The sequence below is a fragment of the Acetobacter ghanensis genome (genome assembly GCF_001499675.1).
GTDB lineage: Bacteria > Pseudomonadota > Alphaproteobacteria > Acetobacterales > Acetobacteraceae > Acetobacter > Acetobacter ghanensis.
The window spans coordinates 281,298-297,204 of record NZ_LN609302.1; the positions used below are offsets into that span (position 1 = coordinate 281,298).

At 59.0% G+C, this 15,907-nt stretch carries 21 protein-coding genes; 9 read left to right on the forward strand and 12 right to left on the reverse strand.

What is annotated here, in order from left to right; translation table 11 throughout:
- Positions 1–3: 3 nt before the first annotated feature.
- Positions 4–1,395, reverse strand: coding sequence for a P-type conjugative transfer protein TrbL (trbL, locus tag AGA_RS01330; RefSeq protein ID WP_059022671.1), 1,392 nt, complete (start codon positions 1,393–1,395; stop codon positions 4–6).
- A 161-nt stretch (positions 1,396–1,556) separates the two neighbouring features.
- Between trbL and istA the strand changes: the two genes are divergently transcribed.
- Together istA and istB are read left to right on the forward strand one after the other, a co-directional pair.
- On the forward strand, positions 1,557–3,080 hold the full coding sequence (gene istA / locus AGA_RS01335) for an IS21 family transposase (RefSeq protein WP_059024568.1): 1,524 nt from the start codon (positions 1,557–1,559) through the stop codon (positions 3,078–3,080).
- Entirely contained in the window at positions 3,070–3,849 is a 780-nt protein-coding gene (istB, locus tag AGA_RS01340) for an IS21-like element helper ATPase IstB (protein ID WP_025437151.1), read from the forward strand. The genes istA and istB overlap by 11 nt, the downstream gene beginning before the upstream one ends.
- Positions 3,850–3,919: 70 nt before the next feature.
- Here the strand turns inward: istB and AGA_RS13920 are convergent, their stop codons facing one another.
- The 7 genes from AGA_RS13920 to AGA_RS01380 form a co-directional block, all read right to left on the reverse strand.
- Positions 3,920–4,369 carry a relaxase/mobilization nuclease domain-containing protein gene (locus tag AGA_RS13920; RefSeq protein WP_197556485.1) on the reverse strand — a complete coding sequence of 150 codons (450 nt, stop codon included), beginning with the start codon at positions 4,367–4,369 and terminating at the stop codon, positions 3,920–3,922.
- Between the two features lie 463 nt (positions 4,370–4,832).
- Entirely contained in the window at positions 4,833–5,486 is a 654-nt protein-coding gene (locus AGA_RS01355; RefSeq protein WP_059024569.1) for a lytic transglycosylase domain-containing protein, read from the reverse strand.
- Between the two features lie 4 nt (positions 5,487–5,490).
- A complete protein-coding gene (locus AGA_RS01360; RefSeq protein ID WP_059022674.1) occupies positions 5,491–5,826 on the reverse strand; it encodes a DUF736 domain-containing protein in 336 nt (111 codons plus the stop codon).
- On the reverse strand, positions 5,810–6,415 hold the full coding sequence (locus AGA_RS01365) for a S26 family signal peptidase (RefSeq protein ID WP_059022675.1): 606 nt from the start codon (positions 6,413–6,415) through the stop codon (positions 5,810–5,812). The genes AGA_RS01360 and AGA_RS01365 overlap by 17 nt, the downstream gene beginning before the upstream one ends.
- A complete protein-coding gene (locus tag AGA_RS01370; protein WP_059022676.1) occupies positions 6,412–6,927 on the reverse strand; it encodes a DUF2840 domain-containing protein in 516 nt (171 codons plus the stop codon). Before AGA_RS01370 ends, AGA_RS01365 begins: the two co-directional genes overlap by 4 nt.
- Positions 6,924–8,042, reverse strand: coding sequence for a replication initiator protein A (locus AGA_RS01375; protein ID WP_157065266.1), 1,119 nt, complete (start codon positions 8,040–8,042; stop codon positions 6,924–6,926). Before AGA_RS01375 ends, AGA_RS01370 begins: the two co-directional genes overlap by 4 nt.
- Positions 8,043–8,312, reverse strand: a complete 270-nt coding sequence (locus tag AGA_RS01380) for a helix-turn-helix transcriptional regulator (RefSeq protein ID WP_059022677.1) — start codon at positions 8,310–8,312, stop codon at positions 8,043–8,045.
- A 315-nt stretch (positions 8,313–8,627) separates the two neighbouring features.
- On the opposite strand from AGA_RS01380, the gene AGA_RS13340 reads away from it, so the two are divergent.
- From AGA_RS13340 to AGA_RS13625, 3 genes are read left to right on the forward strand one after another with little or no spacing between them, the layout of a single operon-like run.
- Positions 8,628–9,482, forward strand: coding sequence for a ParA family protein (locus AGA_RS13340; RefSeq protein ID WP_157065267.1), 855 nt, complete (start codon positions 8,628–8,630; stop codon positions 9,480–9,482).
- 2 nt (positions 9,483–9,484) lie between these two features.
- On the forward strand, positions 9,485–9,961 hold the full coding sequence (locus AGA_RS01385; protein WP_059022678.1) for a hypothetical protein: 477 nt from the start codon (positions 9,485–9,487) through the stop codon (positions 9,959–9,961).
- Positions 9,958–10,647, forward strand: a complete 690-nt coding sequence (locus tag AGA_RS13625) for a hypothetical protein (RefSeq protein ID WP_157065268.1) — start codon at positions 9,958–9,960, stop codon at positions 10,645–10,647. Before AGA_RS01385 ends, AGA_RS13625 begins: the two co-directional genes overlap by 4 nt.
- Before the next feature lie 79 nt (positions 10,648–10,726).
- On the opposite strand, the gene AGA_RS01390 is transcribed toward AGA_RS13625, so the two are convergent.
- From AGA_RS01390 to AGA_RS01400, 4 genes are all read right to left on the reverse strand, one after another.
- Complete coding sequence (locus tag AGA_RS01390) at positions 10,727–11,272, reverse strand: DUF2285 domain-containing protein (RefSeq protein WP_083503499.1); 546 nt, start codon at positions 11,270–11,272, stop codon at positions 10,727–10,729.
- A 1-nt stretch (position 11,273) separates the two neighbouring features.
- Positions 11,274–11,609 carry a transcriptional regulator domain-containing protein gene (locus AGA_RS14410; RefSeq protein WP_373319896.1) on the reverse strand — a complete coding sequence of 112 codons (336 nt, stop codon included), beginning with the start codon at positions 11,607–11,609 and terminating at the stop codon, positions 11,274–11,276.
- 223 nt (positions 11,610–11,832) lie between these two features.
- Entirely contained in the window at positions 11,833–12,513 is a 681-nt protein-coding gene (locus tag AGA_RS01395; RefSeq protein ID WP_059022679.1) for a DNA methyltransferase, read from the reverse strand.
- A 203-nt stretch (positions 12,514–12,716) separates the two neighbouring features.
- A complete protein-coding gene (locus tag AGA_RS01400) occupies positions 12,717–13,442 on the reverse strand; it encodes a DUF2726 domain-containing protein (RefSeq protein ID WP_059022680.1) in 726 nt (241 codons plus the stop codon).
- A 128-nt stretch (positions 13,443–13,570) separates the two neighbouring features.
- On the opposite strand from AGA_RS01400, the gene AGA_RS01405 reads away from it, so the two are divergent.
- The 4 genes from AGA_RS01405 to AGA_RS13350 form a co-directional block, all read left to right on the forward strand.
- Positions 13,571–13,780 carry a hypothetical protein gene (locus tag AGA_RS01405; RefSeq protein WP_231945885.1) on the forward strand — a complete coding sequence of 70 codons (210 nt, stop codon included), beginning with the start codon at positions 13,571–13,573 and terminating at the stop codon, positions 13,778–13,780.
- A gap of 101 nt (positions 13,781–13,881) precedes the next feature.
- Complete coding sequence (locus AGA_RS01410; protein WP_059022682.1) at positions 13,882–14,205, forward strand: type II toxin-antitoxin system HigB family toxin; 324 nt, start codon at positions 13,882–13,884, stop codon at positions 14,203–14,205.
- Positions 14,195–14,575, forward strand: a complete 381-nt coding sequence (locus AGA_RS01415; RefSeq protein WP_059022683.1) for a helix-turn-helix domain-containing protein — start codon at positions 14,195–14,197, stop codon at positions 14,573–14,575. Before AGA_RS01410 ends, AGA_RS01415 begins: the two co-directional genes overlap by 11 nt.
- Before the next feature lie 27 nt (positions 14,576–14,602).
- Positions 14,603–15,907, forward strand: a 1,305-nt coding sequence (locus tag AGA_RS13350) for a recombinase family protein (protein ID WP_197556486.1), incomplete at its 3' end; no start/stop codon positions are given.

The window sequence follows — 15,907 nt, forward strand, 5'->3', positions numbered from 1 at the left end:
TCCTCATTCCTTTTCCGAGAGATCAATGCTGGAACTTCCGCCGCCGCCATCGGTCGAGCGGATAACATGGGCGGCCTCGGCGGCATGGGTCGCGGCATTGCGGCGCTTCATGCTCCGTGCCCAGCGCGGTGGCTTGCCATCTGGCGGTGAGCCGGGGCCATCGCCACCAGGATTGCCACCCCCGCCTGGCCCTGGACCACCGCTGCTTCCGCCGTCATTCCCATCACCGCCAGCGCTACCGCCCATTCCGCGTGCAGCCCAACGACCGCCGGCGGCATAGCTCTCTTTCAGGGAAGAGGCCGCTGCTCCGGCCTTACCTTTCACGGCGTTCGCCGCTGCGCTGCCGGCAGCGCGACCGACATTACCGGCGGCGGCTGCCATACCCGCCGCTCCTGTCTGTCCGGCTGCACCCATGGAATAAACAGTGGTAGCGGCACCTGCGACAGCAGCACCTCCGCGCGCTGCTGCCGCCGTTGCGCCGAGTGCGGCCGCGCCCCCTGACGCCAGGACAGCGGGCGCGGCCACAGCCGCAGCACCCATTGCACCCACCGCCATCGCGGTTCCGGCCACTGCCCCGGCACCAAGCTGGGGCGCGCCGGAGATCAGCCCGTTGGCGAGAGAGCCGCCGAAAATGGCGAGGCCGACGATGCAGAGCGACGCCAGCACGACGGACAGCGCCTGCCCGATCGTGGGTGCGCTGTCGCCATAGGAGGTCGTGAACTGTTTGAAGAGGCCGGAGGCAATGGCGGAGATCACCGCCAACACCATGATCTTCACGCCGGACGAGACGACATTGCCCAGCACCTTCTCGGCCAGGAAAGCGGTGCGATTGAACAGGGCAAACGGGATCAGCACGAAGCCCGCGAGTGATGTCAGCTTGAACTCGACGATGGCGACGAAGAGCTGCACGGCGAGAATGAAGAAGGCCGCCAGCACGATGAACCAGCACAGGAGCAGAACGAGGATCTGCACGATGCTGGCCAGGGCGCCGAAGGAAAACGCCAGTTTACTCGCCGCATCCAGAAGCGGTTGCGCGGCATCGAGGCCGGTCGCCGCCAGTCGGCCAGGATGCATGAAATCCCCGAGGGCTAACGTCCCTCCGCCGGCCTTGAGGCCGAGAGCGGCAAAACTGTTGAAGACGATCCCCGACAGGCCACTGAAATGATCAATGACGAAGGCAAAGAAGCCGATATACAGCGTCTTCTTCACCAGACGCTGGATGATGTCTTCATCGGCAGCCCACGCCCAGAACAGCCCCGCCAGCACGATATCCAGCACCGAGAGCGAACCCGCGAGCGACACCACACTGCCCCGAACCAGACCGAAACCGCTGTCGATCGTGGTTTCGAAGGTGTTCAGAAAGCCATCGATGATCCCGACATTATTGCTCCCCATCGCTCAATATCCGGAATCAGGGATCGCGACGGACTGAGGAACATAGGCTGTTGATTTTCACTGAGAACTGACCCGGGTAGGGCGGAAATTTTCATCGAGATTTGACCCATGCCTTCACACTCCCCGGCATCATCTGCTGGGGGGGTTTTGGAGTGATTGACATGGAGCTTCTGAGTGTGATCCGCCGGTGGCACTGCCGGGATCATCTTCCGATCCGCGAGATCGAACGCCGGACGGGACTGTCACGCAATACGATCCGGAAATATCTCCGGGCACAGAGTATTGAACCGCGGTTCCAGGTCCCCGAACGTCCCAGCCGACTGGACCCGTTTGCTGACAGGCTGAGGGGATGGCTGGTCCTGGAAGCCGCTCGCCCCCGCAAGAATCGGCGCACGGCGCGACGACTGCATGAAGACCTTGTGGCACTGGGTTATGATGGATCCTACGGACGGGTGGCCGCTTTCATCCGGCAGTGGAAACACGAACAGCACCAGGCACGCCAGACAACGGGTCGGGGTGTTTTTGTGCCCCTGTGCTTCCAGCCCGGGGAAGCGTTCCAGTTCGACTGGGGCGAGGACTGGGCGGTCATTGCCGACCGTCGCGTCAAGCTGCAGGTTGCCCACACCAAACTGTCCTTCAGCCGGGCCTTCATACTCAGGGCCTATCCCCTACAGACCCACGAGATGCTTTTTGATGCGCTTACCGAGGCCTTCCGCGTGCTCGGTGGCGTGCCGCGGCGGGGTATTTTTGATAACATGAAGACGGCCGTGGACCGGATTGGGTCGGGCAAGGCGCGTCAGGTCAACCTGCGCTTCATGGCCCTGGCCAGCCATTACCTGTTCGAGCCGACCTTCTGCAATCCGGCAGCCGGATGGGAGAAAGGGCAGATCGAGAAGACCGTGCAGGATGCCCGGCGCCAGATCTGGCAGGATTTGCCCGTCTTTCCCGATCTGGGGGCGCTGAATGCCTGGCTGGAAGCCCGCTGCCTGGACCGTTGGGAACGGCTGCGGCATGCTGGATTGCCGTGTAGCGTCTCCGAGGTCCATGCAAGCGAACGTCCCCACCTCATGGTGCCGGGGCGTCCCTTTGACGGGTTTGTCGAACAGACCAAGCGCGTCTCACCAACCTGCCTGATCCAGTTCGAAGGCAACCGCTACAGCGTGCCGGCCTCCTTTGCCAATCGTCCGGTCAGCCTGCGGGTTTATCCTGACAAGCTGCGCATTATCGCCGAAGGGCAAGTTCTGTGCGTGCATGACCGGATCATCACGCGTTCGCATGGTGTGCCAGGCCGCACGGTGTATGACTGGCGGCATTATCTGGCGGTCATCCAGCGCAAACCGGGCGCCCTACGCAATGGCGCGCCGTTTACCGAATTGCCAGCCGCCTTCCGGACCCTGCAGGATCAACTGCTCAGGCGCCCTGGAGGCGACCGGGAAATGGCTGAAATCCTGGCCCTTGTGCTGCAGCATGATGAGCAGGCTGTCCTCTGCGCGGTTGAACTGGCACTTGAAGACGGCGTGGCGACCAAGACCCATGTTCTCAATACGCTTCATCGCCTGATCGATGCCAAGAGAACCGTGGTTCCCCGGCTCGATGCCCCACAGGCCCTGGTGCTCGAACACGAACCGTGCGCCGATACAGGGCGGTATGACATCCTGCGAAGGGACAGCCGCCATGCGTCATGATCCTGCGGCTGCTTCACTTGTGGTCATGCTCCGTGGATTGCGGATGTATGGCATGTCCCAGGCCACGGCCGACCTCATCGAGCAGGGGGCACCTGCCTTCGAGGCGGCCATCCCCATCCTCTCACAACTCCTGAAGGCGGAACTGGCCGAACGCGAAGTGCGCTCCATCGCCTACCAGACAAAGACCGCCCGGTTCCCCGCCTACAAGGACCTGTCCGGGTTCTCCTTTGCCGATACGCAGGTCAACGAGCCCATGATCCGCCAGCTCCATAGCGGGGACTTCATCGAGCGTGCTGAAAATGTCGTGCTGATCGGCGGTCCGGGAACCGGGAAAACCCACCTGGCGACCGCGCTGGCCATCCAGGCGATCACCCATCACCGCAAGAAGGCGCGCTTCTGGTCAACGGTCGACCTGGTCAATGCGCTCGAACAGGAAAAGACCGCCAACCGGGCCGGGCAGATTGCCGACAGGCTGCTCCGCCTGGATCTCGTGATCCTTGATGAACTCGGTTATCTCCCCTTCAGTGCGTCTGGGGGCGCCCTGCTGTTCCATCTGCTCAGCCGCCTCTACGAGCGCACCAGTGTCATCATCACAACCAATCTGAGCTTCAGTGAATGGGGAGACGTCTTTGGTGACCCGAAGATGACAACGGCGCTCCTCGATCGGCTGACCCATCACTGTCATATCCTCGAGACAGGAAATGACAGCTACAGGTTCCGCGCCAGCACCGCCGCGTCAAAAAACAGAAAGGACAGATCCTCTTCTTGACCGCCCGCCCGACTGTGCCTGAAATAGCATCTGGCTGGGTCAATTCCTGATGAAAAACCCGGGTCAGTTCTCAGTGAAAATCAACAACCAGATCCTCGCCCAAGGCGTCACGGCCGTTGACGACGACATGCACATGCAGATGACCGGTATTGTGGTGGTTAACCGCAACCCAATCGAGCTTCGTGCCGAGATCGGCTTCGACCTGGGCCATCAGATCTCGGGTGTAGCCCGTCAGATCGGCGAGATCTCCGGCATCCTCCGGTGAGACGATGAAGCGGAACTGGTGGCGGTCATCGCGGCCGCGATCGAGAAAGGCATCACCATCGGCACGATCCTCGGTCCCCGAATAGAGCCGTCCGCGTTCACCGTCTCGGGCGGTGCCGTCGCGCTGGATATAGCGAAGATGGGCAGCGGCCTTGCCGTTTCGCCCGGCGGCACGGACGGAGCGGGATTTGACGACGACACGACGACTGCCCGGCCGGCGATGGCTCCAGCCATTCGAGAGGTTCCGGGTGCGCACGAACGTCGCCCCCCTTCCACGCCGCACACCACGCCCAGATGCGATGCTTCCGTCCCCTTTCGGTACATGGCTAGGACCGCCGCCTCGGGGGCGTCCGCTCCCGCCGTTCGCCGCCTGCTGCTGGCGCGTGACCGTCCGCACCCTGGTCAGGAAACTCCTGGCACGACCGACCTTCGGCGTGTTGGCGCGGATGCGACCCGGCCTCGGGCGAAACCGGTTGTCGTCGCCCGCGCTCACGACCGCCGACCCGTCCAAAACTGCCGAAAACAGGTAAGAGTGCCGCGAAAAACGGGGTAGACACTGAGTTCGCCGCCTGTCGCGGCACCATACCCCCTCATAGGGGGTGCCACCCAAACCAATGTGCAGACAAGGGCTTGCCCTGCGGATCGGACCCATGGGGTGCCGTCCGCTTTAATCTTGCGCTCCCTTTCCGCCTCTCCACCCCCTGCCCTGCACATTGTCATCATGGCCGCGATCCCATGCCACCTGAAGCCACAAACAGGCCATCCGATCGCGGCATGATCCCCGACATATCGCGCATAGACGCGACCGCCGTGCTGCGATCCGGCTGCACGATGAACAGCGGCGCACGGGTCCAGGCAAACCGATCCGCCGCCGCGATCATGACGGAAGCATCGCCACCACCTACGATGATCGGTGCAACGGCGGCAACATAAGCGCGCGTTTCCAATGGGAGCGGACGCCCAGCCAGGGACGCCTCGTAGCGATCGGGACCGGCGTTATAGGCGGCCAGGAAACCCGGCGAACCGTAGCGGTCATGCAGTTCGCGGAGATAGGCCGCGCCCGCCAGGATATTGTCGCGCGGATCGTAGGGATCACGGCCGAGATGATGCCGGATGCGCAGATCCGCCCATGTTCCGGGCATGATCTGCATCAGCCCCATCGCCCCCGCTGATGAAACGACGCCCGGATCACCTGCACTCTCGGCGCCCATGACGGCCCTGATCCAGGTTGCCGGAATGTCGAAACGCCGCGCAGCCTCAGCGACTTCGGCGGCATACGGGACGTCGATTGTCTGCGCTGATACAGCAACCGGCACCATGGACACGAGACATCCCGCCGCCAGCAGACACACGATCCGGGTCTGATTCTGCATGACGTCAGTCCCGTCCATCGCGCTTGTGGGGGCGGCTCCAGTGCAGCGACCAGACACCGCCATTGCCGCCATCACGGAACAGATTGACGCGCAACGGTTGCGGCAGGAGCGGATCGTCGATCAGCAGGGCAACATAATCGCCAGCGCGTTCGCCCGTGCGTTTCCAGCCGGCACCGATCTCCGGGCCATCCTCTTCATCACGATGGATGCGATAATCCGGTGCGTTGTCGGAATCCGATTTCTCGGCCGGCACGATGACGATCTCATGGAAACCAAGGAAGGTCTGGATGCGTCCGGAAAAGCCGGTCTTGTCGCGCGTGAAGCTACCGATCTGCGGCATGGGAAGTCTCCATAGCGATGTTGGGAAAGAGCGGCATCGGCCTACCAGCGAGCAGGTCGTGCCAGACGAAATGGCCATCGCCGTGCGCGTCAGTGTAGAGCGGCGTCGCCCGGCCGATTACGGCATTACGCGGAAGCGAGCCGAAATAGCGGCCGTCCAGGCTGTCATGGACGGACGGGTTCATGAGGAAAATCTGATCCGGCGCGATGCGGCGGCAGCCCTGCCAGACCGGCAACACGCGCCCGCGCCGATCGCGGTCCTGTGCCTCGCCGAGCACCACGCCATCCACGGTGACGGTACGGCCGACACGGCACACCTGTTGCCCCGGTAGCGCCGCGAGAGGCTTGAGCAGCGGCACGTTCCGTCCGATATAGCCGCGCCCGACCATGAAATCGACCAGCGGTTTCGGTGGCCTGACGGCGACCAGATCACCGGCCTTCAGCCCGTTCGGTGCTGTAAGGTCGTAGAGGCCGAGGGGCGTGCTGGCGGATGCGTTCCAGAGCAGCTTCACCGGCACGGGGACGATGGACGCGACGGCGACGCCCATCGCGGCAAAATACGTCGCCATGACATAGCCAAAGCGGGTCATGGCACGATCTCCCGCCGTCTGAGCCAGGCCCGATGACGTGCCGTCGTGTAGGCGCGCGGCGGCTCACCCGCGTTCAGCCGGTTGCCGACATACCGCCAGTGATCGGGCGCAACCGCACAGGCGTCGATGCCGGCCTCTTCCACCGCATCGATATGACGAAGCACCTGTTCGACCTTCGGCCAGCCCGCGACCCTCAGCAGGATTTCACCGCCCGGCCGGACGAAAGGCACCGTCTGACAGGGTTCTCCCGGAGCCACGGCGCGCAGGATGTCGATACATGACCCGACCGTGCCAAAATCGTTGGCCGCCCAGCGGACAAAGGCAAAGATGCTGCCGGGACGGAAGGAAAAGATACGGCGCCGACGGTCGAGGATCTGCTCCTGAGCCTCATGGCCGAATCTGACCCAGTTCTCGACGCGCTTTTCGATGTGGGTCAGTTCGACATGGGTCAAGGCGTCACGGGCAAACGGCAGGGCGTGGCCCCGCGCACGGGACGTTGTGGCGCTGGTCATGGCCCGTCTCCCGGTATGGAAGAAAGACCACACGTGTGCGGATCATGCGGCCTGTCGGCGGCACCGGCACCACCGTTGGTATCCGGTCGCCCCAACATCAAAAAGTTAGAGTCTAAGTTAGACTCTAAGTTAGGAGCGCGATTCCGCGTTTCAGGCCAAAGACTTAACTGGGGTTCATGCGCCTGAAATCCCGATAGGGATGCGCCCGAAGTCCCGATAGTCCCTGCGCCCGAAATCCCGTGTCCGTCCACACCGTCATCCACAGGCACTGTGGATAAGTTGACGGGGCGGATATGCAGCAGTTTCCGCCGCCCCTCGCGCCGGATTGTGAGGCGATAGCCTGGGAGCGACTGGCGGGCGGCGATGCGTCGCAGGTCGAGCGCGAAATCGGAGACACGCGCCAGACTGCCTGATTTCTCATGGAGATGCGCGATCTCGAACAGCCAGCCCTGCGGTTGGTGCCCGGCATGTTTGCGGGCAACGCGGTAGAGCCAACGTTCGATACCGCCGGTCAGACGGAAATAGGCCGGGTCGATCGTCAGGACCAGCGAGCGGTCGATGACGCCGCGATAGAACCAGTCCGGCAGGACACACTCCATGCCCTCGACACGGCCGTCGCGGGTCGTGCGTTCTTCCCATTCGTTAATCCAGGAGAACTGGTGCCGGCGCCAGTGCTCGCCGTTGCGGATCGTGGTGCGGATCACCGTCGATTGCAGGCGGGCGAACGCCGCCTTGAGCAGGCGATAATCCCGTGCGCCCGTGGCACGCCCCACGGACGTCAGAAGCTGGTACGGAGTGAAGCGCAGGAAGCGAGACGTCCTGAGGCCGCCATTCTCGGCCTCGACAATCTGCGAAGCGGCCCAGATCAGCACGTCGGCGTCCCAGATCGTCGCCATACCATGCTCGGCAAGGCCGTGAATCTCGACCCGCTGACCGCCGGCCTCGTAGAGGATCGGCGCGACCCGCTTTGCCTTGGAAAGCGAGAAGAACGGGCGCTCCATCAGGTCGCGCTGGTCGCGAGGGCTGGCATCCCCACCCGCGATCACGAAGGGATCGAGGCGCAACCGCTCGCTCTCCCGCCCCTGCTGGCCGCGCTGCCGCATGACGCCGGCCATTCAAAGGGTCGCCTTTTCGGCCGGAGTCAGCGGGCGGGCGGGGAAAACACGGCAGGGTGTCTCGTCGGTCGTGGACCTGCGGACGCCGTTCTCGGTCCAGCCCTGAAGGTCGTAAAGGGTATAGACGATGCGGCCACCAATCTTGCGATAGGTCGGGCCGGTGCCATAGGTGCGGTGTTTTTCCAGCGTGCGGATGGAAATACCGAGGAAGCGCGCCGCGTCGGGCGTGCGCAGGAAACGGGGCGGCAACCCCGTCTTGGGATCGAGCATGATCAGCCTCCGGTTGGGTTCGGCGGCTGTCGGTCACGACAGCGGGCCATGGCGAACCGTGGCGGAGGATCGGCGGTCTGGAGAGTGCCGGAATCAGCAGGAGACGATTCCGGCACTCCGATGAAAAACGTCCATTGAGCATGAATCCTATAGTCGGTAGAGTGAAACACGACTCAAGTGATTAACAATACCCAGAGGTCATTATGTTTTCTATAGAAGCACCCTCACCTACCCGCGAAATTCACTTCCACAACACCAAATAAAGACGATTAACATAATTTATTAACATAAGTATTTTTATTTAGGAGACTTGCTTTGCCTGCACCTGTTGTGTCAATTCTAAATATGAAGGGCGGCGTTGGCAAAACAACAGTGTCAGCTCATGTTATGCGTGTTCTATATCATAGAATGAAGAAAAAAGTTCTTCTTATTGACCTTGATGCGCAGTTCAATTTAACCCAATCAGTTTTAACTCAAGACGAATACGATACCATATTAAACAGCAAGAAAACTGTTTTAAAATGCTTTGAACCTTCTCCTTCTTCTGATTTTTTTCAAGTAAAACATTCAGACAATCCTCCACCAAATTCTAATGATATTTCTAGGATACTGAGAAAATTTGGTAATGGCGATACTGCAAGATTAGATATGATACCAGGGGCATTTGATCTGATGAAATACTCGATGATAGATGATGCTCGACAACTTAAATATGCTTCTGATTATATGAAACGTTTTATGTCTCAAGCACGGCAACAATATGATCTTATAGTCTTAGATTGCAACCCAAGCAGTTCTTTCGTAACCAAATGCGCATTAGAAAATTCCACCCATGTTATATCTCCCATTAAATTAGACAAATTTTCCATACTTGGTGTTGGTATGGTAGACGAGTTGTTCACACATCTAAATTTGAACTTATCTCACATGATATTAATCAACGATGTAAAAAGAAGTAATCCAATGTCACAAATTGAATTGGAGTTAAGAGCACATCCAAAATTTGGACCAAACATATTAATTAACCGTCTATTCCACAGTAAACTTCTTTCAGCAGAACCAACTTACACAGGTTTTGCCACGGATCGAAAAGGACCATACTCGTCAGTCTTACGGCAAGAGATTAGCAGGCTTTCTCAGGAAATATCAGACCGCTTAGGGATTCGTTGATCATGATAAAACCTGGAAAATATTGGAGTTTAGCTTCTCTGGCTTTACTTCGCCTAAGTGAAAGTGATCTCCGCGCGCTACACTCCATAGTTTCGGAAATGAGCCCAGGTTCATTTGTGGAATTAGTCCGAGATATTGAAGACGAAATCGACAATTCTTTGGCCTTAACCGTGAACCGATCAATAGATCATTCGTCTTTTAGCTCTAATATGCATGATATTTATCATGACCTTGATCAGATGCGAAAAAAAGAATTGCGTATTCCCGTTCAAATGTTTGCTGATATGTTAGCGGAAAACCTGTTAAAACTTTCGCCTAAAAACGTAAATCGAGTTCCTTTATTTGATTCTCGACGTGGGTTTCAAGCGTGGATTACGAAGTTGGTTACGATTTTCTCCGTTCAGGAGGTGTTTCACGCTGCAATGCGCATCAAACATGAACATGAAAAAACAACAAAATCTGACTGGAGACTACGATGAGTCTCGAAGATTATGTCGATTTTTCGAATGCAATCTCGGATTCTGTTCGAATAAATTCATCTGGAGCTGATGAATGCCTTGAAATGCTAAAGCCTTCACTGACTTGGATTGCTATGTATTTAAGGGTTTCGCCATCAGAATGCGATATTCTTCTAAAAGGTTGTTATGGTTCCGCGGTGGAATCCATTTCATTAATATCATGCGGCCTCGTCCGGCCTGCGATATTATCACTTCGCTCACATTATGAACTATCTTTACAGTACCTTTACTACAAAGATCATCCAGTAGAATGGCGAAATGTAAAATGCTTTAAATCACAACCTAGCCTCCCTGGCGTAATTAAAAAATACCTCCGTGAGAATTTTCCCGATTTTGAATACCGGCTAAAAAAATTATCTGAGGCCAAAGAAAGCATCAGCCAAGAATGTTACGATATTCTATCTGGGATAGCTCATGGCACAGCATTGAATTCAATTTCAACCGCAACAAAACCCAAAGAGCTAATTGAGAACGAAGCAACAGTACGACAATCTTACGGCGTCTTTCTCAATGTTGGCGAGACACTCAGTGATATTCATTTAGCATGCCACGAAAGTAATTGGCTCTCTATACCGCCCCCCATTCAACAAAAACTCAAAGAACGATTTGGAAACAAAAATCCAAAAGAAGAACTGAGATTCTCATAAAACAATTCCGTTTCGGGTACTAAAATTGTTTGTTTGGAGAACATACTTTGAGGTCAAATTTTCCGGCGACTGATCATTCCTATAAATGACCGATAGATACAGATAACCGGATTGGGTAACGCAACAGCTCACGATAGCCGCCACGAACATAATACCGACCATCAGAAACGAGCCGACGAACCTGGTTCTTGCGAGGATCGTTTTCCCAGTCGGCCTTTCTTCCGCGAAACCCGAGCAAGACCTCGGCGAGCTTACGATAACTCGCACCATCCGCCCGACCGTCAAACGCCCTGAGCATCAGGATATGCCGGTCCCGTGTCTGTCGTGGGAAATCGTGAGCCCACCTGCCGTCAGGCCGGCCGGCCAGCGCGCGCCATAAACGCAGCACGGCCTCTGCGCGAAGCTCCAGCAATTTATCAAGCGGCAGGACGACGACGTAGGTCAACCGTCCATCCGCCGGACGTGTCGGAAGCCAGAACTGATGCGCCGACGCACCGGACAGCCAGAAACCATGCCACGCTTCATCGTCATCCCGCTGCGCGACGAGGTCCGGTAATTCCTTAAGGTTGATCGGCATGACAGCCGGATCATCCGCATTCGCCGGAGCCTCGCGCAGTTCGATCACGTCAGGCGAGAGTTCCGTTACCCAGAAAACAGGCGTGCGGCCAGCAGGCTGCGCCGGATCGACAGGGAAATCGCAAACCCCATCGTTCGGAAAAGACTTTCCCGCCCCCTGGCTTCGGAGCCGCAATCGTTTTCATTCGCTGAAACGCGCGACGGTATTCGTCGTCACGTCGAAGATATTCCCAGGCCATGCCGGCGGCTGCAATGTCTTTTGCGTGTTCATAAGCGGCCGGCGACTGCCAATCTGATATCGGCATCGCGTTACCCTTCCTCTTGCGCCTGCTTCTGGCAGCAGGACAATCAGGATGCGCAATGGGAAAGTTTTGTGCAGACTGCATTTGGAGATATGTCGATCTCGTAACGCGATCGCACGATATTATGGCATTCGTCCACGCCTGCCGAAATAGTTTGCGAGCCGGGCACTCGTCCGGCGAGCGACGTTTCTTTTCCCTCTTCCCCTCGCCGATCCGCGAAGCCGGATCGGCGCAAATTTGTGCGGGCAGACAGGCCAAGGAAGGGGGCACCGCAGAACCGAATTGTCGGCCCTGCGGCGTTCACTCCCTATGCCGCTATTTTCTTCGCCGCGTGCCAGGTCAGGCGCCGGGTCGCCGTTGCCGCGTGGTCCGCGTCCAGTTCCATCCCGAGCCAGTCCCGGCCAAGATGCTGCGCCGCCACCAGAGATGAACCCGAACCTGCGAACGGGTCCAGAACCAAACCACCCACCGGGCAGAAGGCTTCAACCAGCGGAAGGAGTGCCGCCACGGGCTTTTGCGTCGGGTGCAGCTTGTTTCCCGAATACGGCATGTCGATCACATCCGGGATGGGCTTTGCAGGCGGTGTGACGTTTCCCTTCGCCAGCAGGTAGGCGCTTTCGTGTTCATATCGGAGAAACCGGGAAGATGACGCATAAGACTTGCGAAAAACGATATGCCCGACCATGCAGAACCCGGCTGCTTTCCAGGCATCGGCAAACAGGTCGATGCGGTTCCAGCCATAGAACGAAACGGCGAACCCGCCCCATTTCAGCACACGGTGCATCTGGTTGAAAGCAGGCCGGAGCCAGCGCGCATTATCGTCGTTGCGGACCTTCCGCCCGTCCCTGCCCTGATAGTTCACCAGGTAAGGCGGGTCGGTAAGGATGAAGTCCACAGCATTGCGAGGCAGCGCCCGCATCAGTTCCACGCTGTCGCCGTTGAGAATGGTATTGCGGAAATCGGTCGCCGTGTTGGTATTACCGGTCATGGTCTCTTCCCTTTGTTCCGCGAGGAACAGCCCCCGCTGTTCCTCTGCCTCGCGGCGAGCAGCGGGGTAGCAACGGCAAGGGCGGCCGATGGGGAGGGGTATCGCCCGGTCTGCACGGAGCGCAGCGCAGGAAGATCGGGGACACCCCATCGGGCGGCGTCAGCCTGCTGACGCGCCCCCTTGCCAGCGCGAGGGCGGAGCCCTTAGCCTGTTTTTACCTTGAGAGCCGTCCCGGCAGCCTCGGAAATGGCGGCCATGATTTGAGGTCTGGCCATCTTTTCGGGAATTTCCAGCAAAGGAATACCTGCCTTCTGCAAGGCCAGACGCTTCACCGCCATGCGGTCATCCGCGTCGCCGGACAGGTCGTGGCCTGTGCCATTATATTCGATCACCAATACTGGCAGCCCATAGCGATCAATCAGCAGGAAATCGACACGCTTGCCGCTATAGGAACTGAAAGCCTGCTTCTGACGCGGATCTTGCGGATCGTACGTCGTTCTGATGAACCCGCCCATCGAAACCTCGAAGGCAAAACGCCAGTCGGGCTGATATGTCCTGATCCACTCGTCGAGCGCGTAGAGCACCTGCACAGCCTCTTTATTGACGGGACGGACGGCCCGCAGACTGCACTGATTGATGAAGTGTAGCTGATTTTGCGTGTTGGACAGGTCGTTGTCCTGAAAATATTGCCGTCGACGCTCTGCATCCTTCTTCTGGTCGGCGGCCTGTGTTTCCAGCGTAGCAATCCGACGGCGCAAAGACGAAACTTCTGTATCGCGTCCAGCGATCTGACGATCCAGTGTCTGAAGTCGGGCATTCCTCTCGGCAATCTGTTGCCCTGCCTGTGCCAGATCGGCCGTCGCACGACGCCCCCGGATGTAGAATCCAATGGCATATCCAATCGCCAGAAGAATGATCACCTTTTCCACGGCCGATAAGCCTCCCTTTTCTGCGCGATCACCGCCGATTACCGCATCGACCAGCGCATGGTCTTCTCAAATCCCCTTGTCCTGTCCTTCATCGGTCCTGTCGCCCCATGACCTGGAAGGTGGACAGGATGGCACACAAACCCGACAGGATCAGGATCGAGGTATTCGGTCCCGCCAGCGAGGCGGAAACGGCCGAAGAGGCGTTCCGCCCGTCCGATGACGCCATCCGATCCCTCGCCCGCCTGATCGGCCGGCAGATGGCCCGCGAGCAGTTCGAGCGTGCCCGCGCGCTGGAGCGGAAACAGGCCCGTCAGAACCGATCCGGTCCCATGCGGTAGCCTCCCCTCCCCGGCTGCGTGTTCCCCGGCGAACGACCCTTCGTCGGGCAGTCGTGTATTTTTCTTGTGACCATTATGGTCCCGTGATATAAGGTCAGTCAATGAGGATCATCGCCCGCCGCACGCTGAGAGAGTTCGTCGACAGCCTGACGGGCCAGAAGGACCAGCCGGCCGTGAAGGCGGCGCTCGACGCCTGGTTCGCCGAAGTCGGCAGGTCTGGCTGGACAAGCACCGCCGATGTGAAGCGGCTCTACGCCACGGCCAGTATCGTCAGTGCCCAGCGGATCGTCTTCAACATCAAGGGCAATGCCTATCGCCTGGTCGTGGCGGTCGATTTCGAGAAAAGCATTGTCTGGATCAAATGGATCGGCACGCACAAAGCGTATGACAGGATCGACGTGACGGAGGTGGAACATGACGGCTGATCTGAAGCCCATCCGCAACGAGGCGGATTATGACGCGGCGCTCGAAGAAGTCGAGCGGCTGTGGGGAGCGAAGAGCGGCACGCCGGACGGCGACCGGCTCGACGTGCTGGCGACCCTGATCGACGTCTATGAGGCCAAGCACCATCCGATCGATCCGCCCGATCCGGTCGAGGCGATCCGCTTCCGCATGGAGCAGCAGGGCCTCACCCGCAAGGATCTGGAACCGATGATCGGCCCGCGCAATCGGGTGGCGGACGTGCTGAACCGCAAGCGTGGCCTGTCGATCGACATGATCCGCCAGTTGCATGACGGCCTCGGCATCTCGGCCGAGGTGCTGATCCGGCCCAGCCGGATGGACAAGGTCGCCTGACAGGAAATACCGCTCAAGGAACATCCCATGACCCGCGTCGCCCTGTATGCCCGCTACTCGTCCGACAACCAGCGCGACGCCTCGATCGAGGACCAGTTCCGCATCTGCCGCGAACAGGCGAAACGAGAGAAATGGAAGGTGGTCGGCGCCTACAAGGACGCGGGCATCTCCGGCGCCAGCATGATCCTGCGTCCCGGTATCCAGACCCTGTTGCAGGATGCCCAGGCCGGACGGTTCGACATTGTGCTGGCCGAGGCGCTGGATCGCGTCTCGCGCGACCAGGCTGACGTCGCCACCCTGTTCAAACATCTGAAATTCGCCGGCGTGCCGATCGTCACCCTAGCAGAAGGGGAGATCAGCGAACTGCATGTCGGCCTCAAGGGCACGATGAATGCCCTCTTTCTGAAAGACCTCGCCGCCAAGACCCATCGCGGACTGCGCGGTCGGGTTGAGGACGGTAAATCCGGCGGTGGGCTGTGCTACGGCTATCGCGTCGTCCGCCAGTTCGACGCCAAAGGCGAACAGATCCGGGGCGATCGCGAGATCGACGCGCATCAGGCGGAGGTCGTCCGCCGCATCTTCCGTGACTTCGCCGCCGGCATTGGGCCACGCGCCATTGCCAAGGCCCTGAACGATCAAGGCATCGCCGGCCCGGAGGGCAAGCTGTGGAGTGACACTACCATCCGGGGCCATGTGAAGCGCGGCACCGGCATCATCAACAATGAGCTGTATATCGGCCGACTGGTCTGGAACCGCCAGCGCTACGTCAAAGATCCGTCGACGGGCAAGCGCGTCTCGCGCCTCAACCCGGAATCGGAGTGGGTCATCACAGACGTACCCGATCTGCGGATCGTCGATGATGCCCTCTGGCAGGCGACCAAGGCCCGCCAGAGCATCATTGCCGAGAAATACGTCAATGTCACCGAGGCTGTTCGCGCCCACCACAAGCGCAACCGGCTGAATGGCACCCGCCGGCCGAAATCCCTGCTGTCGGGTCTGCTGTTCTGCGGCCTGTGCGGTGGCCCCTACGCCCTGCGGGGTTCTGACCGTTTTGCCTGCTCAGGCCATGTCACCAATGGATCCTGCACCAACAGCCGGACGATCCCCCGTCCCGATCTGGAGCGCCGCGTGCTCTCTGGTCTCAAGGACCGGATGATGGCCCCCGAGATCGCGGCCGAGGCAATGCGTGCCTATGCCGAGGAGACCAATCGTCTCAACCGCGAGCGTCGGTCCAACGCCGATGTCTGGCAGGTGGAACAGGTGAAGGTCGAGAAACAGATCCGAGGCATCATCGAGGCCATCAAGGAAGGAATGTTCCATCCCAGCATGAAG

Excerpts from the sequence above, each read along its gene's own strand:
- AGA_RS01370 (WP_059022676.1), bottom strand. The coding sequence starts at position 6,927 with ATGACCAGCGCCACAACGTCCCGTGCGCGGGGCCACGCCCTGCCGTTT.
- AGA_RS01405 (WP_231945885.1), top strand. The coding sequence starts at position 13,571 with ATGGCACACAAACCCGACAGGATCAGGATCGAGGTATTCGGTCCCGCC.
- AGA_RS01360 (WP_059022674.1), bottom strand. The coding sequence starts at position 5,826 with ATGCCGCAGATCGGTAGCTTCACGCGCGACAAGACCGGCTTTTCCGGA.
- istB (WP_025437151.1), top strand. The coding sequence starts at position 3,070 with ATGCGTCATGATCCTGCGGCTGCTTCACTTGTGGTCATGCTCCGTGGA.
- AGA_RS01375 (WP_157065266.1), bottom strand. The coding sequence starts at position 8,042 with ATGGCCGGCGTCATGCGGCAGCGCGGCCAGCAGGGGCGGGAGAGCGAG.
- AGA_RS01385 (WP_059022678.1), top strand. The coding sequence starts at position 9,485 with ATGATAAAACCTGGAAAATATTGGAGTTTAGCTTCTCTGGCTTTACTT.
- AGA_RS13625 (WP_157065268.1), top strand. The coding sequence starts at position 9,958 with ATGAGTCTCGAAGATTATGTCGATTTTTCGAATGCAATCTCGGATTCT.
- AGA_RS01355 (WP_059024569.1), bottom strand. The coding sequence starts at position 5,486 with ATGCAGAATCAGACCCGGATCGTGTGTCTGCTGGCGGCGGGATGTCTC.
- trbL (WP_059022671.1), bottom strand. The coding sequence starts at position 1,395 with ATGGGGAGCAATAATGTCGGGATCATCGATGGCTTTCTGAACACCTTC.
- AGA_RS01365 (WP_059022675.1), bottom strand. The coding sequence starts at position 6,415 with ATGACCCGCTTTGGCTATGTCATGGCGACGTATTTTGCCGCGATGGGC.
- AGA_RS01395 (WP_059022679.1), bottom strand. The coding sequence starts at position 12,513 with ATGACCGGTAATACCAACACGGCGACCGATTTCCGCAATACCATTCTC.
- AGA_RS01410 (WP_059022682.1), top strand. The coding sequence starts at position 13,882 with ATGAGGATCATCGCCCGCCGCACGCTGAGAGAGTTCGTCGACAGCCTG.
- AGA_RS01415 (WP_059022683.1), top strand. The coding sequence starts at position 14,195 with ATGACGGCTGATCTGAAGCCCATCCGCAACGAGGCGGATTATGACGCG.
- AGA_RS01380 (WP_059022677.1), bottom strand. The coding sequence starts at position 8,312 with ATGCTCGATCCCAAGACGGGGTTGCCGCCCCGTTTCCTGCGCACGCCC.
- istA (WP_059024568.1), top strand. The coding sequence starts at position 1,557 with ATGGAGCTTCTGAGTGTGATCCGCCGGTGGCACTGCCGGGATCATCTT.
- AGA_RS14410 (WP_373319896.1), bottom strand. The coding sequence starts at position 11,609 with ATGCAGTCTGCACAAAACTTTCCCATTGCGCATCCTGATTGTCCTGCT.